The organism is Streptomyces sp. SA15 (genome assembly GCF_002291145.1).
Taxonomy (GTDB): Bacteria; Actinomycetota; Actinomycetes; order Streptomycetales; family Streptomycetaceae; genus Streptomyces.
Window position 1 is genome coordinate 1 of sequence record NZ_NTGE01000039.1, and the last position, 21,125, is coordinate 21,125.

21 protein-coding genes and 7 pseudogenes are annotated in these 21,125 nt (G+C 69.3%); 7 read left to right on the plus strand and 21 right to left on the minus strand.

The features are described from left to right. The 3 genes and pseudogenes from CLM62_RS49775 to CLM62_RS52635 form a co-directional block, all read left to right on the plus strand. Positions 1-228: pseudogene (locus CLM62_RS49775) on the plus strand (hypothetical protein); the annotation flags it as partial. Positions 229-247: 19 nt separating this feature from the next. Continuing rightward, positions 248-1,186 (plus strand): LysR family transcriptional regulator, encoded by a 939-nt coding sequence (locus CLM62_RS06070; RefSeq protein ID WP_095748827.1) that lies wholly within the window; start codon positions 248-250, stop codon positions 1,184-1,186. A gap of 183 nt (positions 1,187-1,369) precedes the next feature. After that, positions 1,370-1,654, plus strand: coding sequence for a winged helix-turn-helix domain-containing protein (locus tag CLM62_RS52635; protein ID WP_306457885.1), 285 nt, complete (start codon positions 1,370-1,372; stop codon positions 1,652-1,654). 247 nt (positions 1,655-1,901) lie between these two features. Here the strand turns inward: CLM62_RS52635 and CLM62_RS51070 are convergent, their stop codons facing one another. The 6 genes and pseudogenes from CLM62_RS51070 to CLM62_RS51080 all read right to left on the minus strand — a co-directional run bounded on the left by CLM62_RS51070 (position 1,902) and on the right by CLM62_RS51080 (position 4,867). Continuing rightward, positions 1,902-2,819 (minus strand): hypothetical protein, encoded by a 918-nt coding sequence (locus CLM62_RS51070; RefSeq protein ID WP_257003686.1) that lies wholly within the window; start codon positions 2,817-2,819, stop codon positions 1,902-1,904. Between the two features lie 21 nt (positions 2,820-2,840). Continuing rightward, positions 2,841-2,921: pseudogene (locus CLM62_RS52925) on the minus strand (protease inhibitor I9 family protein); the annotation flags it as partial. A 6-nt stretch (positions 2,922-2,927) separates the two neighbouring features. Continuing rightward, positions 2,928-3,224, minus strand: coding sequence for a hypothetical protein (locus tag CLM62_RS06090; RefSeq protein ID WP_095748828.1), 297 nt, complete (start codon positions 3,222-3,224; stop codon positions 2,928-2,930). Between the two features lie 229 nt (positions 3,225-3,453). After that, positions 3,454-3,694 (minus strand): annotated as a pseudogene (locus CLM62_RS51075) (ADP-ribosylglycohydrolase family protein); the annotation flags it as partial. Positions 3,695-3,939: 245 nt separating this feature from the next. Continuing rightward, positions 3,940-4,104 carry a transposase family protein gene (locus CLM62_RS48550; RefSeq protein WP_179381963.1) on the minus strand — a complete coding sequence of 55 codons (165 nt, stop codon included), beginning with the start codon at positions 4,102-4,104 and terminating at the stop codon, positions 3,940-3,942. A 226-nt stretch (positions 4,105-4,330) separates the two neighbouring features. Further along, a complete protein-coding gene (locus tag CLM62_RS51080; protein WP_306457886.1) occupies positions 4,331-4,867 on the minus strand; it encodes a TetR-like C-terminal domain-containing protein in 537 nt (178 codons plus the stop codon). A gap of 94 nt (positions 4,868-4,961) precedes the next feature. Here CLM62_RS51080 and CLM62_RS49785 point away from each other — a divergent pair, with 94 nt between their 5' ends. Continuing rightward, on the plus strand, positions 4,962-6,164 hold the full coding sequence (locus CLM62_RS49785) for an amidohydrolase family protein (RefSeq protein WP_179381964.1): 1,203 nt from the start codon (positions 4,962-4,964) through the stop codon (positions 6,162-6,164). Between the two features lie 36 nt (positions 6,165-6,200). Further along, positions 6,201-6,356 carry a hypothetical protein gene (locus CLM62_RS49790; protein WP_179381965.1) on the plus strand — a complete coding sequence of 52 codons (156 nt, stop codon included), beginning with the start codon at positions 6,201-6,203 and terminating at the stop codon, positions 6,354-6,356. A 308-nt stretch (positions 6,357-6,664) separates the two neighbouring features. Here CLM62_RS49790 and CLM62_RS51085 read toward each other — a convergent pair. Then, a pseudogene (locus tag CLM62_RS51085) lies at positions 6,665-6,980 on the minus strand (phenylalanine--tRNA ligase beta subunit-related protein); the annotation flags it as partial. A gap of 58 nt (positions 6,981-7,038) precedes the next feature. Between CLM62_RS51085 and CLM62_RS51090 the strand changes: the two are divergent. Next, positions 7,039-7,283, plus strand: a pseudogene (locus tag CLM62_RS51090) (helix-turn-helix domain-containing protein); the annotation flags it as partial. Positions 7,284-7,455: 172 nt separating this feature from the next. Here the strand turns inward: CLM62_RS51090 and CLM62_RS06120 are convergent. The 14 genes and pseudogenes from CLM62_RS06120 to CLM62_RS52930 form a co-directional block, all read right to left on the minus strand. Then, complete coding sequence (locus CLM62_RS06120) at positions 7,456-8,610, minus strand: serine hydrolase (RefSeq protein WP_095748829.1); 1,155 nt, start codon at positions 8,608-8,610, stop codon at positions 7,456-7,458. Continuing rightward, positions 8,607-9,395, minus strand: a complete 789-nt coding sequence (locus CLM62_RS06125; protein WP_179381966.1) for an ATP-binding cassette domain-containing protein — start codon at positions 9,393-9,395, stop codon at positions 8,607-8,609. Before CLM62_RS06125 ends, CLM62_RS06120 begins: the two co-directional genes overlap by 4 nt. Before the next feature lie 5 nt (positions 9,396-9,400). Then, positions 9,401-10,441, minus strand: a complete 1,041-nt coding sequence (locus CLM62_RS06130) for an ABC transporter permease (protein ID WP_095748831.1) — start codon at positions 10,439-10,441, stop codon at positions 9,401-9,403. A 42-nt stretch (positions 10,442-10,483) separates the two neighbouring features. Next, positions 10,484-11,506 (minus strand): sugar ABC transporter substrate-binding protein, encoded by a 1,023-nt coding sequence (locus tag CLM62_RS06135; protein WP_095748832.1) that lies wholly within the window; start codon positions 11,504-11,506, stop codon positions 10,484-10,486. Positions 11,507-11,667: 161 nt separating this feature from the next. After that, on the minus strand, positions 11,668-13,050 hold the full coding sequence (locus tag CLM62_RS06140) for an MFS transporter (RefSeq protein ID WP_218835564.1): 1,383 nt from the start codon (positions 13,048-13,050) through the stop codon (positions 11,668-11,670). Between the two features lie 265 nt (positions 13,051-13,315). Further along, positions 13,316-14,302: a nitronate monooxygenase family protein gene (locus CLM62_RS06145; RefSeq protein ID WP_095748833.1), complete on the minus strand. Its 987-nt coding sequence runs from the start codon at positions 14,300-14,302 to the stop codon at positions 13,316-13,318. A 354-nt stretch (positions 14,303-14,656) separates the two neighbouring features. Next, positions 14,657-15,568 carry a LysR family transcriptional regulator gene (locus CLM62_RS06150; RefSeq protein ID WP_095748834.1) on the minus strand — a complete coding sequence of 304 codons (912 nt, stop codon included), beginning with the start codon at positions 15,566-15,568 and terminating at the stop codon, positions 14,657-14,659. 66 nt (positions 15,569-15,634) lie between these two features. Beyond that, positions 15,635-16,039: a tautomerase family protein gene (locus CLM62_RS06155; RefSeq protein WP_095748861.1), complete on the minus strand. Its 405-nt coding sequence runs from the start codon at positions 16,037-16,039 to the stop codon at positions 15,635-15,637. 435 nt (positions 16,040-16,474) lie between these two features. After that, the gene (locus CLM62_RS49795; RefSeq protein WP_179381967.1) at positions 16,475-16,627 is read right to left on the minus strand and encodes a hypothetical protein; all 153 of its coding nucleotides are present in this window, start codon (positions 16,625-16,627) and stop codon (positions 16,475-16,477) included. Positions 16,628-17,030: 403 nt separating this feature from the next. After that, complete coding sequence (locus tag CLM62_RS06160; RefSeq protein WP_218835565.1) at positions 17,031-18,587, minus strand: amidase; 1,557 nt, start codon at positions 18,585-18,587, stop codon at positions 17,031-17,033. After that, on the minus strand, positions 18,587-18,877 hold the full coding sequence (locus CLM62_RS06165) for a hypothetical protein (RefSeq protein ID WP_143658950.1): 291 nt from the start codon (positions 18,875-18,877) through the stop codon (positions 18,587-18,589). The genes CLM62_RS06160 and CLM62_RS06165 overlap by 1 nt, the downstream gene beginning before the upstream one ends. A gap of 133 nt (positions 18,878-19,010) precedes the next feature. Continuing rightward, positions 19,011-19,387, minus strand: a pseudogene (locus CLM62_RS06170) (homocysteine S-methyltransferase family protein); the annotation flags it as partial. Between the two features lie 64 nt (positions 19,388-19,451). After that, positions 19,452-20,393, minus strand: coding sequence for a hypothetical protein (locus CLM62_RS49800; protein ID WP_179381968.1), 942 nt, complete (start codon positions 20,391-20,393; stop codon positions 19,452-19,454). A gap of 162 nt (positions 20,394-20,555) precedes the next feature. Next, positions 20,556-20,742: pseudogene (locus CLM62_RS52930) on the minus strand (glutamate-cysteine ligase family protein); the annotation flags it as partial. 143 nt (positions 20,743-20,885) lie between these two features. Here CLM62_RS52930 and CLM62_RS52935 point away from each other — a divergent pair. After that, complete coding sequence (locus CLM62_RS52935) at positions 20,886-20,987, plus strand: excalibur calcium-binding domain-containing protein (RefSeq protein ID WP_095748837.1); 102 nt, start codon at positions 20,886-20,888, stop codon at positions 20,985-20,987. Positions 20,988-21,125: the final 138 nt, after the last annotated feature.

Genomic DNA, 21,125 nt, shown 5'->3' on the forward strand with positions numbered 1-21,125 from the left:
GCCACGCGCTACGGCGCGGCCCTCGAACGCCGCCCCGCCGACGACGTGCGGGCCGAACTGAAGGCGATGGAGAAGGCGGCCGACGAGATCAGGAAGCAGGAGGCCAAGGACAAGCGCGACCGCAAGCGCGCCGAGCGCGAGCGCAAGGCCGACGAACGGGAGAGCAAGGACGGCGCCGACACGCCCGGGCCCAGCCTCGCCCCGGCCGGCCATGGACAAACGCAATAGTGGGCGGAGGCCTGGCGGCGTGGGTCTGGATCTGAACCTGTTGATGCCGTTGGACGCGCTGTTGCAGGAGCGCAGTGTGACGCGGGCGGCCCAGCGGCTGGGGCTGAGCCAGCCCACCGTGAGTGCCGCGCTGGCCCGGTTGCGCCGTCACTTCGGCGACGAACTGCTCACCCGCGTGGGCAACACCTACGAGCTCACCCCGCTGGCCGAGCGCCTGGCCGTGCACATGGTGCAGGCGCTCGGCTCGGCGGACCGGGTCTTCCAGACCCGCCCCGTCTTCGACCCTGCCTACGCGCGGCGCGAGTTCACCCTGGTGGTGACCGATATGCATCTGGCCACGTTCGGCCGGACGCTGGCCGGGCTGGTCCGCGACGCGGCACCGGGGGTGCGGCTGCGGTTCGAGCACAACACCCCGCACATCGTCCGCCACGCAGCCAAGCATCTGCGCACCGTCGACGGCATGCTGCTGGCGCAGGGCCTGTTGGCCAACGCCCCAGCCATCGACCTGTACGAGGACCGCTGGGTGTGCGTCGTCTCCTCCGACACCGTCACATCGGCGCCAGCGACCCCGGAAGCGCTCGCCGCACGTCCTTGGGTGCTGCCCTACCACTTCCCGGCGATGGGCTTCTCGCCTCTGCACGGGCTGCACGCCCAGGGCATCGAACCGCAGGTCGAGATCGCCATCGAGAACTTCCTCACCATGCCGTTCCTGATCGCCGGCACCGACCGGGTGGGAGTGGTCCCGGAACGCGCCGCCCGCATGTTCCCCGTCGACAGCGGCACGGCCGTCGTCGAGCTGCCGTTCGGCAGGGGGCGACTGGTGGAATCCCTGTGGTGGCACCCCCTGCACGATCGTGACCCCGCGCACATCTGGCTGAGGAAGACCGCGGTCGAGGCCGGCCGACTGGTCGCCGCCGATACGGCACAGACCGCATCGCACGACACACCCCAGAGCTGATCGGACATCAACCTGCATGCCTCTGCTCGGGGACGAGCGCAGCGGAAGCCTGCGGACCGGCAACGCGCCGTGCGCGATGGCGAGGGACGCACGACAGTTGTCGCCGTCGGCGCAAGAGGCCCTACGGCTGCGGGGCGGTGGTCCGCGTTGGTGGCGGGCCGCGGCCGTGAGGATGTCGCGGCGGTGTTCCAGGTCTCGCTCAAGGCGGTGGACAACTGGTGGGCAAAGTGGCTGGTCGGCGGGCGCGAAGCGCTCGCGGCCCAGCCGCGTGGGTGCCGGGTCGGTGAACACCAGGTTCTCGACGCGGTCGAGCAGCAGGCGGTCCGCCAGGCAGTGCTGGATCACCGGCCCTGTGGCCTGGGGCTGGCCGGGCAGCTGTGGACGCGTGCCGGTGTGGGGGATCTGATCGCGAAGTTGTACCGGGTGCGGCTGACGGAGCAGGGGGTGGGGAAGTACCTGCGCCCGTGAGGACTGTCGTTCCAACGCCCGGACAAGCGGGCCATCGAGCAGAACCCGGAGGCGGTGTGCGTCTGGCGGGAGGAGACGTGGCCGGCGAACCGCGCGATGGCGAAGGCCGAGGGCGGCGAGGTGCTCTTCGCCGACCAGGTCGGCATCCGGCAGGACACAATGGCGGGGCGACGGAGCTCCTTCGGGACAAGCTGTCTTGGTCGACTGCCTGTACCAACGAGCTCCGTTGCGATGCGACGAGAATCCGTCAGATCCCTTGCTGACCTGACCCGAAATCTCTGACTACTGAGCTCTTCGGAGTGTTGTTCGGGGGTGACGTGTGCTGATCCCTGCGGTAGGCCGGTGGTATGCGGTACGCGCAGGGTGGCGGACTGACCGCGGAGCGGCGGCGGTTGCGCGAGCGGATCCGATACGAGGCGGGCGGGCGGTTCGCCCGCGGGGAGAAGACCGCGGTGATCGCGAAGGATCTGCGGGTCAGCTGGCGGCGGGCCTGGCGTGAGGGCGGGATGGACGCCCTCGCCTCGGCGGGGCCGCCGAAACTGCCCAAGCTGTCGGAGGGCCAGTTCGCCGAGTTGGAGAAGGAGTTGGCGCTCGGTCCCGCCGAGCACGGCTGGGAAGACCAGCGGTGGACCCTGGCCCGGATCAGAGTGCTGATCGCCTTCAAGTTCCAGACGCGGTAGCCGGGCGGGGTCCGCAGCGTGGCCCGGTAGACACCGTCCGTGCCGGTGACGTCGGTGACCGTGCGGGTCACGGTCTGCTTGCCGGCGATGTCGCCCACCGAGATCGTCGGGGAGTTGAGGTCGCTCGGATCGAATTTCCTCACGTCGGCACAGGGGTCGCTGCCGTCGGTGGTCTGCGGCAGCTGACCGATGGCGCACGGATACGCCGCCCAGTCGGCGGGGGTGGACTCGTACACCAGGCCAGGGTCGTCGGCGCTGTTGGGGACGACGTGTCCGGCGCCGTAGTCGAGCGGGGTGGCCGCGCTGCCGTCCTGACGCTGGATCGGCTTGCCCTCGTTGTCCTTGGTGGTCGCGGTGGTCATCAGTGCCGACTTGATCTCCATGGGGGACCGGTCGGCCTTCGCCTCACCGGTGACGGCCTTCGGCACGCCACGCGTGGCCGCCGCTGCAGTGCCGGCCGCGGCCGAGGCCCCGGTCTCGGCCATCGGATGGCTCATCACGTTCCGTGTCATTGAGACGACGCCGGGCGTACCGGCCAGATCGTTCGCCTGGCTAGCCGTCAGTTTCGCAGCGAATCCGTTCAGCAGGACGTGCTAGTTGTAGACGGGCCGGACGCCGTTCACCGCGTCCAGCACCCTCTTGCGCGCCGCGTTCAGGTGGTCGACGTAGTCACGGACGGCTTCAGTCCGCGTGTTCAGCCGCTGGCCGGGCTTGACCGCGGTCCTGGAGTAGGTGGTGACGGGCTCGTCCGCGAGTTGGACGAGGTAGGTGCCGGCAGTGAGCCTCTGCCGGACGGCTTCGGCCGGCCGAGTCGGTGCCGGGGCGATGGACGCGGCCGACACGGCCGGGCCCGAGGTGAGGATCAGGCCGCCGACGAGTGCCGGAGCCATGAGTGAAGCAGCTCTACGGCTGGCGCGGTGGCGGAGGCCGAGGGGTTGCTGGGACACGTTGGTGCCTTCCCCCGCGCGCATGCCTTTCGGGCGTACGCGTATGACGGTCGCTGTGGAGTGGTCAAGTCCCCCGAGATCACTGTTACCCAACGGCTGGCGAGAGAAGATCAACGCGTTTCAAAACTGCATAACTACACATTAATTCCACGGACTTCGCCGCCTCAGCCCCGCTCCTCGGGTACCTGGCCAGCCAGGCCGGGGACAAACCAGCCGGACCGTGCAACGCGGGCCCCTGGGCCATCTCCATGGCGAAGTCGTCGGCGAGTTCCAGGATGGTCGGACGGCCCTTCAACTCGGGCAGCCAGGCCAGCGGGAGGGCCGTCTCGCCGTGCAGGTCGCCGAGCAGCCCGCCGCTCAGAAGCATCGGCGGTGGCGGAAGGCCCGTCGTGGTTCACAGCGAGAAGGTGTCCATCTGCTCCTGGACGGCGACGACCGCGAACGGCACAGCCAGGCACCGGACTTCTTCCGCATGCTCGGTGGCAAACTGCTGGAGGCTACGGACTATGCCGAGGCCCTCTACGGCCGCGCTCCACGGCTGCTCGCCGACATCCCAACCTGCGGAAGCATCCGGTTGCGTCCCTCGCTACTCAAGCCGCGACGTCGGCTGGGGTGCGAAGGCGGGCCGTAGAAGGGTTGATGTGGTGGCCGTTTCCTTTCAGGAGTGGGCGTAGCTGTTTTTTGCGCGGCTGATGGTCACGGCGGTGACGCCGAAGAGTTGGCCGAGGAGGTCCATGGTCGCGAGTTTGCGCAGGTGGAGCACGGTGACCAGGACCCGGTCGGCTGGGGTGATCTTGGCTTTGGCACCTGTGCCAGGGGCCACCAGGCGCTCGTGACCGAGACGTGTGCGGAGCAGTTGCTCCCGTTGAACCTCGAGAGCTGAGTCAGCGCGTCGCAAGAGATACGTCCGCCCAGTGCCGCGTTTCGTGCGGTATCGATCTCAGCTATGCGTGCCATCGGCTATCTCTCGTTCCCTCAGGTCTGATCAAACGGCGAGAATTGGATCAGTCGTGGAGACCCCGCCGAACGGCATGGCGCGCTGCTCCGACCTACCCCCGGCAATAACCGTCAAAAGGAGACCGCAGAGAAATGAAGGCTACGGCGAGGAAGACTCTCGTGGTGACGGCCCTTGCCGTTACCACGGCATTCGCGGCAAGCGGTGTCGCGTCTGCGGCCCAGGTCGGTGATTTGGTGGGCGCCACGAGGCAGGCCACGACGGAAGGCGCAGCAAGGACCTGACCCAGGGGCGGGCCAAGTCGATCAAGTTGGTGAGGTACGTCCGCATGGACAACCCGGCCACCACCACGGTCACTTGGGTATGCCGGGACACCCCCTGATCCGAGGCAGTGCCCCGAACCTCCCGGGAGATCGCACGGGATGCCGGCGCGTAGTTCACCGCGTGCGACGGCGGCGGCGAGTGCGTCGGTGATGTGCTCGTCGGCGCGGCCGAACATCTCGTCGCGCAGGCTTCGTACGGCCGGGTCCCGCTCCGCGCGTTCCATGACGGTAGCGATGACGAAAGCGGAGACCGGACGGTTGAGCCAGTCGGCCTGTTGCTGCAGGTGAGTCACCAGGTGTTGTCCCACCGACCAGTACGGCGCATCTGCCTGCGGCCGGCCCGGCAACAACTGAGCTTGCCCGCATCACCCCCCACTGTGCGGTTCCTTGGAGATGACTGTTATGCGCAGCGAACTGCTGGCGCTTCGGGCAGGGCACGTCTTCGACGGCGTGGACGTCAGACAATCGGGCATGGTGCTGGTAGAGGACGGCGTGATCCGCGACGTGGACTTCACGGGAGCGGCAGCGCCACAGCACGCGGCGGTGACGGACTTCGGGCCGGACGGGTGGCTGCTTCCCGGGCTGATCGACGCGCATGTGCATCTGTGCTGGGACGGCAGCAAGGACGCCGTGGAGCATGTGTCGTCCGACAGCCACGAGGCTGTACTGGAAACCGCACGTGCCTCGGCGGCGGCCACGCTGGCGACCGGTGTCACGACCGTCCGGGATCTCGGCGACCGCGACTACCTCACGCTCGCGCTGCGGGAGCAGGTGCCGCCCACGGAGCGCCCCGACATCGTCGCCGCGGGACCGTCGGACGTCGACAAGGACACCCGCATCGCTTACACCGACCAGCTCTACGCACAGCTCAAGCAGCGTCAGCCCGGCCTGAAGCACATCCGCCTCGGCTGCACCGGGGAGACCACCGCCTCGCTGCTCAAGGGCGATACATGCCATTACCCCAACGCCAAGTCCCAACTGGATGCCGCCGCCAAGGCCATGGCCAAGCACCGCGGCCACGTCAGCTACGTGACCATCGACATCGGCGCCAACGACATCCTGGAATGCGCCGACGACACGACCGGTGCCATCGACCAGACGTGCGTGAACCGTGCCGGTCAGGCCATCCCGACGAACCTGGCTCAGATCACGCGCGCACCGCCAGGCGGGTACCCAAGGCACCCAGTACGCGGGCGCGACGTACTACAACCCGTTCCTGGCGCAATGGCTCCGCGGCGCGGCCGGGCAGCAGACCGCCCAGCGCTCGGTATCCCTCTTCAAGTCCGAGAAGGGGCCATCTCGCAGGTGTACGCCGCCGCTGGATTCAAGGTGGCGGACGTGGCCGGAGCCTTCTCCTCTGGCGATGTCACCCCCGTCAGTGTGCCCAGCTACGGCGAGATACCCGCGAACGTGGCCAAGATCTGCCAACTGACCTGGGCCTGCACCATGCAAGACCCCCACCCGAATCCTCTCGGCCACAAGGTGATCGCAAGCACCTTCGCGGCCGTCCTGCCGCAGAGCGGCGTACCCCAGCAGAAGTTCGTCGTCCAGTACGCCCTTCCGAAGGGAGTCACGAGCCAGACGTACGCCCGCACACTCGGCTGATCGGCAAGGACACCAGAGCTGGACCGGTCGGCCACCATGGCCCCGGCCGAGCAGCGGGTGAGCGCGGGTGACTCCGTTGAAGCCGCTGTCTCCTGGCGCCGCCTCCCGGCCGGTCAGACCTACCTCGGTCTGCTCGAGTACGGCGGCGACACCGGGGCCGTAGGCACCACGCCACTGGTCCCCACCCCGTAGACCCCGGGTACGCAGAGCGGCGTACCCGGTCTGCACCGCCCGTGGGGACGCGGACGGTGCGCTGAACGACCCGGCCGCGGAGGCCACGCTCCCTCCCCTCGGGAGACCGCGGCCGGGTCTCTTCCCATCCGGCATCGAACTCACCCGCTGGATCGTGGCGTCCAGTAGGCCCTCGCGGGGCAGGTCACCGATGTTCCCCAAGGACCTGCTCGTCCTCGGCCTGCGCTCCGCTCCTGCCCGGAGGAGTTCATGGGCTCTGCGGGGCTTTCGTGGCCGGACAGCCGGGGCCGCCGGGGTGGGTGGCGGTGTCAGGTGGTGGTCTGGGGTTGTGCCGGGCTGAGGTAGTGCACGGCGGTCTGCGCGGTGTGCGGTGTGAGCAGGGCCTGCAGTTCCTCCGCTGCGACCTTGAGGAGGTCGCCGTCGCGGGTGGCGTGGAGGGTTTCGAGGACGAAGGCGACGTGGGTGGAGTCCTCGGTGACGCGGGGTGCGGTGGGCGTCGCGGTGGTTCCAGTGCCGGGTCAGGACGCCGGTGGTGTCCGCGTAGATGATCTCGCCGGGCTTGGGGGTTTCGACGGTGTCGGGTTCGCCGAGCGGGGTGAAGGCCTCGGTTCCGTCCGCGTATCGTGTCAACCAAACGACCGAGCAGTGCATTGAAGTGACCAGCGGCGAGGATGGAGCTCTGATGGCCGAGACAGCCGCAGCCCTGCGGACGGTCGCGCACAACGTCCGGGCGGCCCGCACCTGGGCGCGCCTCTCCTTGGAGGAACTCAGCCGACGCGCCCAGGTCAGTAAGGGAGCCCTGGTGGCCCTGGAGAAGGCCCAGGCAACCCCAATCTGGCGATCCTGGTCCGGCTGGCCGACACCCTCGGCATCTCGGTGTCCGCCCTGGTCGACAACGTACAGCCGCTCGATCCGGAAACACGGGTCTTCGAGGCAGTGCCGAAATCAGCGTCAGGATCGGCATCGTAGGCAGTCCGTCCAACTGGTTGGCTACGGAGGGACGCCTCAGCAGGTTGTGTGTCCACTGGCGCGCAGGGGCCACGCTCCATGAGGGGAGCGGTACCCCCGGTGATGCGGGAGTCGGCGAGGAGAGCACTGATCACAAGGCCGCAGCGATCGCCGAGAGCAGGCGCCATAGTCGGGTGTGAGGTGTGGGGTCGGGGATGGCCCGGTTGGTGAGGAAGGCGAACGCGATGCCGGACTCCGGGTGGGCGAAGGCCAGGTGTCCGCCGAGGCCGTCGTGGCCGAAGGAGCCGTGGCCGAGCATGGGCTGACGTGGGGACGACAGCCCGAAGACGGTGCCGAAGCGGGTGGGCTGGTCGACCAGGACCTCGTCGGGCCCGTGGGCCTGCTGGCGTCGGACCCGGTCCACCGTGGTGGGCGAGATGGTGCGCAGCGGGCCGTCGACCACGCTGGAGTAGAGCCCGGCCAGCGACCTGGCGTCGAAGACGCCGTTGGCGGCGGGGATCTCCGGCCGCCACATCGCGGGATCGTTGAAGAGATCCGCGCTGACGACGGGGTTGTTGAAGGTGGCATGGGTCAGCGTGCCCGGGATCTCGGCGGCCCTGGCCAGGAAGGCGCCGATTCCCGGTGTGGGAGCGGCGTCCTGGTACCGGACGACGCGGCCGTTGTGCTCGGTGGGCAGGCCTATCCATGCCTGGGGGTCTCCGTCCTGGGCGAAGCGCTCGCGCAACAGGGCGCCGACGCTCTTGCCGCTCGCGCGCCGAGTGACCTCGCCCACCAGGTAGCCGAGGGTCAGGGCGTGGTAGCCGTGCCGGATGCCCGGGTACCACGCCGGCTCCTGTCGGGCCAGGCGTCGCACGCACCCGTCCCAGTCGGCGAGGTCGGCCTTGGTCACCGGCTCGTCGAAGGCGGGCAAGCCGGCTCGGTGCGAGGCCAGTTCACGGACCACGACGCCGTCCTTGCCGGCCGCGCCGAACTCCGGCCAGTAGGCCGACACCGGCGCGTCGAGATCCACCTCGCCCGTATCGACCAGGCTCGCGAGCACCAGGCCCATGACGCCCTTGGTCACGGAGTACCCCACGTGCAGGGCGTCCTCGGGGTACGGCGTCCCGCTGGTGTCGCAGGCGCCGCCCCACAGGTCCACGACCAGCTCGCCGTGGTGGTAGACAGCGACGGAGGCGCCGAGGTCGTCGCCGTTGCGGAGGTTGCTCTCGAAGGCGTCGTGGACGCCTGAGAATCGGGGTGACGTGTAGCCGGATGCCGTCGCCACCGCCTTGTGCATCGTGCTCATGCCTGCTCACGCTCCAGTTCCTCCATCGCCGCGCCGCCCGCCATCAGATCCATGACCTCGGCGGCCTCCTTCTCGCCGCGCGCGAACGAGGCGACGAGCCGGCCGTGGGCGATGACGGCGAAGTGGTCGCCGACCCGCAGAGCTTGATGTGCCTGGTGGGTGATCAGGACGACGCCGATGCCCCGGTCCCGTGCCGTTTCGACGGCCCGCAGGACGATCTCGGCCTCGCGGACGCCGAGTGCCGAGGTCGGTTCGTCGAGGATCAGCACACGGGCGCCGAAGTGCAGGGCGCGGGCGATGACGAGGGCCTGCCGCTCGCCGCCGGACATGGTGCCCACCAGCTGGTCGGCGTCGCGGATCCGGCGGATGCCCAGTTGCTGGATCTCCCGCAGGGCGATCCGGGCCGCCGTCGCGGCGTCGAATCTGCGGAACAGTCCCCGGCCCTTGGTGGGTTCGGCTCCGAGGAAGAAGTTGCGGGCCACGCTCATCAGCGGGACGGTGCCCGCGCCCTGGTGGACGGTGGCGATGCCACGGTCCAGGGCGTCGCGCGGACCGCCGAGCGTCACGGGCTCGCCGTCGATGAGCATCGTGCCCTCCGTGGGCGCGTACACCCCGGAGAGGATCTTGATGAGGGTGGACTTGCCGGCCCCGTTGTGCCCGAGCAGGCAGAGCACCTGGCCGGGGCGGACGGTGAGCGAGACGTCCGAGCAGGCGCACACCCCGGTGAACTGCTTGGTGACGCCCTGGAGTTCGATCAGGCGAGGGTCGGTCACGGTGGTTGTCATGAGGGTCACCTGCCACTCAGTGCGAGCTTGCGGAAGTAGTTGTTCGCCATGACGGCGACCAGCAGGAGGGCGCCGAGGAACAGTTGGGCGTAGTCGGTGTTCCATCCGGTGTAGAAGATGCCGATGCTGACGATGCCGTAGGTCGCCGTGCCCAGGAGGACGCCGAGGGTGGTGCCGTAGCCGCCCTGGAGGAGCACTCCGCCGATCACGGCGGCGATCACGCCGTCGAAGATGAAGCTGGAGCCACGGGTGACGTCACCCCCGCTGTAGGTGATCGTCTGCAGGACACCAACCAGTGCGGCACCGGCGGAGGTGGCCATGAAGAGCCCGACCTTGACCCGGGCGGTCGGCACGCCGGCGTCCCGGGCCACTTCGGGGGCCCCTCCGGTGGCGTAGATCCAGCTTCCGGTGCGGGTGCGGGTCAGCACCCACCAGGCGAGCAGGGTGATCGCCAGCCACCACACGATGGAGACCTGGAACTGCCCCACCTTGGAGCCGAACACGGCCTGCACGCTCGGCTCCGGCGTCAGCGTCACCGCCGTACTCCCCGACAGGGCGCGGCTGAGGCCCAGGGCGCCACCGCCCACGACCAGCGAACTCCCCAGGGTGACGATGAAGGAAGGCAGCTTGGTGCGGGTGGCGACGAGGCCGTTGACCAGCCCGACCAGCAGGCCGAAGCCGATGGCCAGAGGGATCGATGCCCATTGGGGCATGGTGTAGGTGCCGCTGGCGATGGCCACGATCGCCGACGTGGCGCCGACGACGGAGCCGATCGACAGGTCGAACTCCCCGGCGATGAGGAGCAGCGCGACAGGGGTGGCGACCACTCCCAGTTCGGCGGCGGTGTCCAGCCAGCTCGCGGTGCCGTCCACGCTGGTGAAGCCCGCGCCGGACGCGGTCACCAGGAAGAAGACGTACACCGCGACAGCTCCGATCAGCGCGCCGAACTCCGGGCGCCTTGCCGTGCGTGCGATCAGTGAACGGCTGAGGGGTTCGCTCTGCGCGTCCGGCACAGCGGGCGCCGGAGCCGCTTGGTGAATGGTCATGAGTGCTCTCTCCTGAAACGGGTGGTCTGCGGCTGCGGCGTCTCAGGAGGCACCGCGGATGCCCTGGTACGTCTCGTTGATCTTCAGCGCGTCGCCCGCGCTGTCCTTGTCGATGACCAGCGGACCGGTGAGCACCGTGCCGGAGGGCGCGATCCCGTACTGCACGTACTGCTTGGCGATCAGGACGCCGTAGTACGTCTGGAGGTAGGGCTGCTGGTCCATGGCGTACTGGATCTTGCCTACCTCGACGTCCTTGAGGACCTTGGTGGACAGGTCACCGCTGCCGATGGTCAGCTTGCGGCCGACGTTGTTCGCCGCGGTCAGCGCGCTCTCGGCGACGATGGAACCCGTGGTGAACACACCGTCGACGCTCTTGTCGGCCTTGAGCGCGCCAGCGATGGCCTGGGTGACCTTCGTGGGGTTGGTCGAGTTCTGGTACGGGATACGCAGCGAACTCGCCGTGCCACCGGCCTTCTTGAGTGCGTCGGTGTAGCCCTGGCACAGCTGCTCCAGGGCGGGGTTGCCCGGGACCGTGTTGATGCACAGCCCCTTCTTCACTCCGAGCTTGGCCGACTCCTCGCCCGACTTGGTGCCGGCAACCGCCGGCTCGATGCCGACGAACGACAGGGCACCGAGCTGCTTCCAGTCCGACACGCCGGAGTTGATGACGACCAACGGGATTCCCGCCTTGATGGCCGCCTTGATCTCGGGGTTCTGGGCCTCGGGGAAGAAATTGCCGACCACGATGGCGTCCGGCTTCTTCGCCACGGCCGCCTGCATCAGCTTGGCCAGCGTCGGGCCGGAGGCGTCGGTCGAGGTCGGGCTGAGGTACTCGGTGGAGACGTTCAGCTCCTTGCCGGCGTTGTCGGCGCCGGTCTTCATCGCGCCGAAGAACGGGTCGCTCAGCGGGCCCGACACGACGACCACGGACAGCTTGCGGCCGGCGGAGCTGCCGGAGCTGTTCGAGTCGGCGGAGTCGGTGCGCTTGGAACAGGCGGCGGTGACGGCGGTGGCGGCGACGGCGGTCGCGATCAGGGCGATGCGTGATCTGCGGAAGGGGGACATGGCTGCTCCATGGGTTTGAGGTGCGGTCAGTGGTGACGGGGACGGAGTACGGCGATGGGGGCTGTGGTGAGGCGGGTGGTCGGAGTTCCGCCACGCCCGGTTACGTGGCGGAACCCTGTGGCAGCGCCCGCGTTGTCAGGGGAGACGGGCGCTGGTCCGGATCACTTGGTGGGGGCGGGTTCGGGCGAGTCCGCCCGATCGGGTGTGCCGTACCGGGCCCACACGGTGCGGACGAGTCTGTTGTCCCTGCCTCCGCGCAGCAGCGTCAGGCTGACCACGGTGGAGACGGCCGCCACGGCGATGGGGTAGGCCAGGCCGGCGAGTTGGTTGCCGGTTGACGTGGTGAGCGAGAGCGCGATGAGCGGCATGAACCCACCGAAGACACCGGCGCCCAGGTGGTACGACACCGACAGGCCGGTATAGCGGATCCGGGGCGGGAACAACTCGGTCAGACAGGCGGCCGTCGGCGCGTACACCATGGCGCTGAACACGATCTGCAGCGTCACCGCCACCACGACCTGCGCCCATGACCGGTCTGCGGCGGCTTCGCGGATCCAGGTGTACAGGGGCAGGAAGCTCACGGCCGAAAGGGCCAGGCCCGCCACGATGACAGGCTGCCTGCCGTACCGATCGGACAGCCGGCCGAACAGGATGTAGGAGGGCGTACCCAGCACCAGCGCGACCGCCATACAGATGTTCGTGGTGAGGAAGTCCACCTTCAGCACGCTCTGCAGGAAGTACAGGGCGTAGAACTGGCTGGTGTACCAGACCGCTCCCAGGCCGGCGGTCAGGCCGAACAAGGTGAGCAGGACGAGGCCGAGGGACTGGCGGTCGCCCAGCGTCTCCCGGATGGGCGCCTTGGAGAGGGTGCCCTGTGCCTGCATCCGGGCGAACACGGGCGACTCATGGAGCTTCAGCCGCAACCTCAGCGACAGGACGACGAGGACGGCGGAGAGCAGGAACGGAAGACGCCAGCCCCACGAGGTGAACGCCTCCTCTCCCAGCAGGAGCCGACAGGCGACGACGACGCCCAGGGACAGCAGCAGCCCCAGACTGGCCGTGGTCTGCAGGAAGCTGGTGAAGAAGCCCTTACGGTCCGCGGGGGAGTGCTCGGCGACGTAGGTGGCGGCGCCGCCGTACTCGCCGCCCACCGCGAAGCCCTGGAGGAGCCGCAGCAGTACCAGCAGTACGGGGGCCGCGATGCCGATGGTGTCGTACTTCGGGAGACAGCCGATGAGGGTGGTGGCGGCGCCCATGACGATGAGCGTGGCGAGGAAGGTCTTCTTGCGGCCGACCCGGTCGCCGAGCCTGCCGAAGAACAACGCCCCGAGGGGACGGACGACGAAACCGGTGCCGAACGCCGCCACGCTCACCAGCAGCGCGAGGCTCGATTCGCCGGAGGGAAAGAAGAAGCCGGAGAAGACGACGGCGAGGCTGCCGTAGATGAAGAAGTCGTACCACTCGATGAGCGTGCCGGTGCTGGATGCGGTGATGATGCGGCGCAGTTCTCTCGGAGAGGTCTGCGGGGGCAGGGGACTGGACAAGGTGATCCCTCCCGACGCCGGTGCGGCGGTGTCGCATGGATGCGGGAATGAGCGGATGCGCCGAAGCCGAATCGGTCCTGAGGGCCTCGCGGCCTGCAGTCGACGGTCGTCTTCAGCCGGGTGTGGAACCGAACACCTTCTGAGCCGTGCGGGGAGTGGTCGCCGATCAGCGACCGCTTCCGCTCGTTGATCGAGAGGAAGAACATGGGGTGGCAACGGGATGTCGACCCGCGACCGTGTCCGCGCGCTGCGGGACAGTGTCGGCTCAGCCGCTGACCGCGGCGGTCTGCGGCGCCCAACGGCCGAGGCGGGCGGCGGCGTCCTGCGCCATCCTGCGCACCACTTCACCGGCGGGCAGGGTCTCCTGGACCAGGCCCACGCACTCGCCGACGATCATGTTCGCGACGTCGAAGTCCTGCTGCGAGACAGCGGCCTTGAACTCCGCGGCGGCCTCGGCGAGATGTGCGCCGAGTTCCGACTCCCGCCCGTGCCACCGGTCGACGAAGTGGTTGCGCAGCAGGCGACCGTTGTACTCGGCGGGCCAGTCGTACTGGCGCACGATGTCGTAGACGCTGGTTCGGACGGTGTCGTCGCCGCCGGCGGCCACCGCGCGGGCGTGGGCGCGAGCGGAGACCACCGCCTCCTCCGTCGCCCAGAAGCGGGTTCCGACCAGGACACCGTCCGCGCCGAGGGCGAGCGCGGCGGCGAGTCCGCGACCGTCCGCCACCCCGCCGGCGCCCAGCAGGAGCGTGTGCGGAGAGCGGTCGGCGATCAGGTCCGCGACATCGGGTACGAGGGTGAACGTCGACCGCGTCCCGACTCCGTGCCCGCCGGCCTCCCCGCCCTGCGCGACGATGACGTCCGCTCCGGCGTCAAGGACCTGGCGGGCCTGGTCGAGCGTGTGGACCTGGCACAGCAGCGGTACGGCCGCGGCGCGGATCCGGTCGGCGAACGGGGCCGGGTCGCCGAAGGACAGCATGACCGCGGCGGGCTGGTGCTCCAGGGCGACGTCGAGCAGCTCGGGGTGGCGGGCCAGGCTCCAGGTGATGAAGCCGCACCCCACCCGGGTGCCGGCCGCGGCGGCGAACTCCCGCTTCAGCCACTCTGCGTCGCCGTAGCCTCCGCCGATCATGCCGAGTCCGCCCGCGGTGGTCACCGCGGTGGCGAGCCGGGCCCCGGAGACCAGGTCCATCGGGGCGAGCACGACGGGGTGCTCGATTCCGAAGGCGTGGGTAAGGCGCGTTGTCAGCAAGGCGAAGTCCCCTTCGTCCAGGCATCCGCCCGGCGGTGCGGCGGGCGGTGCGGCGTTAGGGGGACAGTAGGTTCACCGAGATTTCATATCCAACGATTGGTTGCGATGGGAGGCATCGCTGGAAGAGAACTTTCCGATGGCCAACGAGCGTCAGGCCGGTGACTTAACGGCCTCGGGAAGTGAGGCACGCCCCCCGCCGCCGCCCGGCACCTTGACGCACTGCCGCATCAACCCAGTACATCCAGTACGAGGCCGATGCGGCAGCACGCCGATGCACCGCACCGCGGTGACATCAGCTGCTCCGCAACGGGCGCGGAAACGCACCCCACTTCTCGGAGGCCGATCAGCCGTCGCTCAGCCGGTTGCCGTGGCAGAACGCCCGACCATCCGCAGGGCGGGTGGAGCCTGCTCCGCGGCCCGCGCGTGTGTGAGGAAGCGCGTCAGGGCGGGCGACGGCGGTGTGTCGACGCGCTGGACGAAGACAGTCTGAGCGCGTGCCTCCTCCTCCGGCAGCTCGTGTACGCGAAGTTGTTCCTGGGAGGCGTGCCGCTCGACCACAGCGGCAGGCAGCAGGGTGAGGCCCATGGCGGCCCCGACGCAGCCGAGGATGCCGTCCAGAGTTCCGAATTCCATGCAGCGAACACCGGCAGCGCCCCGCGCCTGCAGGATGCTTTCCAAGCGCCTGCGGTAGGAGCAGCCGGTACGGAAGACGAGGATCTTGGGGTCGCGCATGACGGAGTCCAGGTCGGTGACCCGGCGTGCCGTGACGAGGACGAGGCGTTCCTCGAAGACCGGGGTCTCCACCATGTCGGGCTGCCGCACGGGGCCACTGACCAGCGCGCCGTCGAGCCGGTACTCCAGGACGTCCCGTACCAGCTGTTCGGTCGGCCCTGTGATCAGCGAGAACTCGACGCGGGGACAGTCCTCCGCGAAGGCTGCCAGCACCGCGGGAAGCCGCAGGCCCGCCGTGGTCTCCATGGACCCGATCCGCAGCGGTCCGCACGGATCGGTCTCGTCGCCGATGACGTGTCGTGCGTCGTCGACGAGCCTGCTGATGCGCTCGGCATACGGCAGCAGCTGCTCGCCCGCATTGGTCAGCGCCACGCCCCGGGCGTGCCGACGGAACAGCGGGGCGCCGAGCTCCTTTTCCAGCGAGTGGATCCGCGCGCTGACATTCGACTGCACGGTGTGCAGTTCCTGAGCGGCCTTGGTGATGCCCTGAGTTCGAGCGACAGCCAGGAAGACCCGCAGGTCGGACAGTTCCATGGCGACCTCCACATGGGCCTTGGGTGACCAGGAGCATACCTGCGGTCGGCTATGGGGTGGATTTTCTCAGCGGCCGGGGACGGGCAGGACACCTTCGATGTACTGGGGGCGCCCGTGGCCGAAGGACCAGTCCTGAGGACCGTTCTCCATGATGCTGATGAAGACGTCTTCGCCGCTGATACCGAGGGCTTCCAGCTGCTTGGCGATGGTGTGGTAGACGCGTTGCTTGACCTCGGTGGTGCGTCCTGTCTGGGTGAAGATCTGGATCATCACTATGCGATCGGTGCGCTCGAAGCCCAGGTCGGCGTCGAGGGCGACGACGTGATCGGCGTCGTGCTCGGTGATGATCTGGAACCTGTCCCGCTCAGGGATGTTCAGCACGTCCACGAGTGCCCGGTGCGTCGCGTCGGCGACCGCCCGCACTTCGTCGATACGGCGTCCGCGGATGAGATCGATGCGTACGAGTGGCATGTGTCGCTTCTTGAGCATGTGTTGCTGACGTTGTGTCGGCGCGGGCCGCTCACCGGCCCAGCTGCACCCACGTTCCATGGACCGCGACCCGCAGCACGGAAGAGAGGCCGGCCTCGTGGAAGGCCGGCTCGGCGGGAGATCTCAGGCATAGATTCTGCTCACCGGGCCGCGATGGGCGATGGGTGCGGATTCAATGAGGGTGCTGTCGATCAGGCGGTGAGTACGAGCCGGTCATGTTTTCAGCACCGGCCAGGCCCCAGCGGGCGCCGGTGTGATGTCCAGGCGGGCTTCGTCAGGTGGCGGCATGCTCCTTCGATGATGCAGGCTGCGATGGGCCAGCCGCGTGTTCGGGGCGGTGTCGCAGCGCAGGTATTCGGCCTTGCTGGCCAGGGGGTTCACGGCCGCCTCGATGCCCTTGCGTTTGGCGCAGCGCAGTCATGCAGTGCGGGCGGCCGCTTTGAGCGCGGCGGTGATCCGCTGCGCGTCACCGGCCAGGAGGGTGCGGGCGCGGCGGACGACCCAGGTCTCGGCGGAGGCCTCGCCGGTGTCGTCCGGGCAACAGGCCGCTCGCCACAGATGTTCGTGCACGTGGATCAGGTCGATGATGATGTGGATGTCCGCACCGCGCTGCTCTGCTTCGGCCTCGATGAGGTCGATCTGATGGCGGGCACCGTCGACGAGGACGACCAGGGCCGGCGCTGCTTGCCTGGTCGAACACGGAGGCCACCACCTCGGCGGCGGTGTCGTTCACTGAGCCGTACAACCGCTTCGACCTGGCCTTCGGCCCGGAAGCGGCGCTCGGGGGATACGGGAGGGGCGGCGCCATGCCGACCGGGGTCGGCGATGACGTCGTCCACCGTGCGCGCCGCCGGCTCGGCGTCGTGGACGGCTCCCAGGGCGGCCGTCCGCTTCCTGCCGTGTTACTCCCCGGACGCCGGCCGGGTCTTCATCATGTTGCGGCCCTTACCGCACCCAAAGCACGTGTGGCGCGCTACGCCGACGTGGCCGCCACCTCCTCCGCCGAGAGGCGCGGGCGGGCCGTCGACGCCCTGAGCCGTGCGTGGCTCCCGGTCGGGTCCGCCGGGCGTCGGGTGTGCCAGTCCGTGACCGCCTGGTAGGCCGCGGCGACCTCCAGGAGGCGGTCCTCCTCGTACGGCTGGCCGCCGAGGATGACGCCCGTCGGGACACCGTCGCCGTCGAAGCCGATGGGGAAGGCGATCTCGGGCAGGCCGAGAAGGTCGAAGGGGACGGGGCCGGTCTGGAGGATCACGTCGCACTGGTTCAGCACGCCGTCGAGCACCTCTCTCAGCAGGTGGTTCTTGGCGCGCTGGGCTGTGATCCACTCGTCGCCCGAGAGCATCAGACCCTGCAGCCAACTCAGCAGCACCACACCGAGCTTGGCCGGATCGGCGCGCAGCCAGTGCCGGAACGGCTCCGTGCGCTCGCAGAGCCGTGCCGCGTTGAAGGTGCCGGTGAGGAGCGCCCAGTCGTCCGGGTACGTGACATCGACGAGCGTGACACCGGGGATCGCGCCGAGCCGGTCGAGGAAGGTGCTGCGCAGCTCTTTCCGGTCGGAGAGGAAGTCGGCCGGCACGCCGACCTTCGTGGCCCGGCGTACACGAACTCCCTTCGCTCCGAGGGGCGTTGCCGCCCTGATGAGGTCGGGTACGTCCGGCAGCCCCAGGGTGCGCGGGTCACGGGCGTCCGGACCGGCCATCACCTGGAGCATGATCGCCGCGTCCATGGCATCCCGAGCCAGCGGCCCCGCGTGGTCTCGGGTGAACGACAGCGGTATGACGCCGTGCAGGGAGACCCGCCCCATCGTGGGCTTCAGCCCGGTCAGGTTCTGCTGGTTGGACGGCAGCACGATCGAACCGCCGGTCTGGGTGCCGATGGAGGAGGACGCGAGCCGCGCGGCCACCGCGCAGGCGGGTCCCGTGGAGGAGCCGCCCGGGTCGACGGACGGATCGTCGGGCGTCCACGCGTTGACCGTGGTCACCGTGCCGTTCGGCGTCGTGGCCCGCGTGGTCGCCAGCGGACCCATCTGCCCCTTCCCGAGGAGGATCCCGCCCGCCTCCCGCAGACGGGCCACGGCGGTCGCGTCCTCGTCCGGTACGAAGTCCTCGAAGATGAAGGAGTTACAGCGCGTCGGCACGCCATCGGTGAAGTAGTTGTCCTTGACGCACAGAGGGATGCCGTGCAGGACATCCCGCGGGCCCTGGCCCCGGTCCGCCTTGCGCGCGGCGGCGAGCGCAGCCTCTCCGGTGACCTGCGCGTACGCCTGGTACACCGCGTCGTACCGCTCGATCCGCTCCAGGTACGCCTCGGTGAGCTCCGTCGCCGTGAGTTTCCCGCGCCGCATGAGCACGACGGCCTCGGCGAGGGTGGCCTCGGAGGGATCGTTCCGCGCGGCCTGCCGTACGTCGACGTCGGGGATGCGGGGCGGGGCGGTGCGGGCCTGGGCCGGCGCCGCCGAAAGCGCCACCCCGCTCGCCATCGCGGCCGAACTCGCCAGGAAGACTCGCCTGTTGAGTGCTCTGTCCGCCATCACTCGCCCACTTTCCCGGTCCATGCCTCCGCGATGGACGGGTAGAGGAGGGGAGGTGCCTCCTGCTGGGCGTACGCAGGGCTCTCGGCGGACGGGGTCCACGCGGATATGGCCCCGGGCACGGATGCCACGAATGACCGCAGGTTCTCCAGGACTTGGGCCCGGGTGGGTACGCCGGTCTCGGCGTCCCCTTGCTCCGGCAGCAGTGTCAGATCGAAACCGGCGAGCGCCAGACGGGTTCGTACGAACGCGTCCAGTTCCTCCTGGGTGGGGGGTGGCACCTCAGTCAAGGTGGATCTCCTTGATCAGCACAGTGGGCTTGGGGAAACCTACTATGCAATCTTGAAGCATCAACCAACCCATGGTTCACAGGAGTTACACGGCACGGGCCTCGCTCACCGTCCCCAAGATTGCCATGATCGCCTACGGACCGACCGGGCGGAGCCCGCCGGTCAGCCGTGCCCCGGCCCGCTCCCAGCCGGTCACCTGCTCGGCCGTGAAGCCGGAGCAGCCGGTCCGCGCGTGGGCCTCGGTGTCCCAGGCCTCACCGCTGTCCGGGTATACGACGACCGGCTTGCCGGTCACCCGGGCCGCCGTCGCGATGGCGCCGCCCATATCCTGTGGCGCGCAGCAGTGCGCGTCGACCGCGAATCACCTCGACCATGGCGGCGGCCAGGGCGAACGCCTCCTCCAGGGGCTGCTGGCCGGGTGCGGTCGCCGGCGACCGTGTACGACAGCCACGCGGGCACGCCCAGGACGCGTATCGCCCGGAGCAGCGCCTCGGCCTCCTCGGCGTCGGGACGGTCTCCAGGCGAAGGCATGGAGTTCACTCGCATCCACCAGGTCCGCTACCGCGACCGGCTCCTACTCAACCAGCTGATCGACAGCACCCTCATCCGATCTGCAGCTATGTGCGATCACCCAGGGGTGGCCACTTGTGTGGCTGCCTGTTGGGCGGCGTCCAGGAACCGGCGGATCAGCGTCTGCTGAGTGTCGGGAAAGTGGACGAGGCTGACCGGGCTCGGCGGTGCGCTGGTCAGGGGAACGAAGCGCAGGGCGGGGTGCTGGGTACGGTGCTGCGCGACCTCGGGGACGATGCCGATGCAGGTGCGCTCCTGCGGCTTCCGGGTTAGTGGTCGGCGTGCTGGTGTCTCCGGTGATCAGCGTGACGGCCTCACCGACCTTCGCGGCGATCTCCGCGCGACTGCGCACGTCCCGGCCCACCGTCAGGAAGTACACCCGTCCACGGAAGTGCCGCTGCACCTGTCGTTGCCCGCACACGTACTTGGCCAGCAGTGTCTTGCCGAACCCGCCCGATCCCCGCAGCGACGTGGTGATGCCCACCTGACCACCACCGGTGCACACGGCCGTCACGACCTCACGGCTCTGCTCGCGAGCCACGAAGTGATCGGGAACGAGCGGCGGGCCCGGTGGACGGGGATCGGTACGGGCCGCAGGTTCGGGGCGGCGCTCGATAACGACGGCCAGGACCGCGAGAACCACCAGGGCTCCGCCCAGGACGCCGGTTATGGGCCAGGCATGGGCACGCACCTGATCCAGTGGTCCAGGCCATTTCTCATACCCGGTGGCCGCGTTCGCGGCCAGCCCCAGCAGGGCGCCCAGCAGCCCGCAGGTCCCGGCCAGCACGGCCAGCGTTCCGGTACGCACCCCACGCCCCCGACCCTCGCGCCTGGTCGGCAGCGTACCCGCGATCGCGGAAACCGGCCCGGCCGTTCGCCATGCGCGCCTGGCATCCTGCGCCAGCGACAGGGCATCACTCCAAGTGCCAGTCTGTGCGGTCTCCACCGCCTCTCGCCACGGTTGGCTACGCGGCAGTACCTGAGGGCTGCGGCCACTTGATCAGCTAGTCAGGGCCGAGCACACGAGGTTTTCTTCCGCGTCGCTCTGAGCCGCCCCACGAGGCCGACCCCGGTCACTTTGCCCGGTCACCTTCTCTCCGCAGGGTGAGCCGGTGTCGTGCCCGTCCCAGAGAGGGGAGTTGGCCGACATGGCCGTCAGCGTCGGTAGCCACACCAAGATCCGGTTCAGGACCTGCCAGGGTGACCGTGGCGCAGCGAAGGCGTCCCGCAGGGTGCGATCCGGCAGCCGTGCGCTTCGGCCGCCGTTCCGACGGCTGCCGCAGCCGCAGCAGATGCGGGGGAACGACGAGCTTGCCAGCAGGTGGTGCCCGAAAGAGGCAACGAACGACTCGCCTGACTCACCTGCCCCGGACACCCCGGCACGCCCGGACCTCCCGGACCTCCCGGACCTCCCGGACGAGCCTCCCGCTGGTTCCCGATGTGGACTGCCCGGGGCGTTCAGGCCCCGACTGGGGCGGCTCCCGACGCCCCGGACCGCCTTGACCGGGACGGTGACGGCATCGGCTGCGAGGCCAAGTGATCCACCCTGTACTCCACCACTCCGCTAGCAGACGGCCAGCCCCGCCCTGCGGGCCTCGCTGCTCGGAGCCTGTGCCGATTGCGGCTGACGTCGCGTCGCTGCTGTGACATGCCTGTCGGGTGCCATACCTTGGCGGCG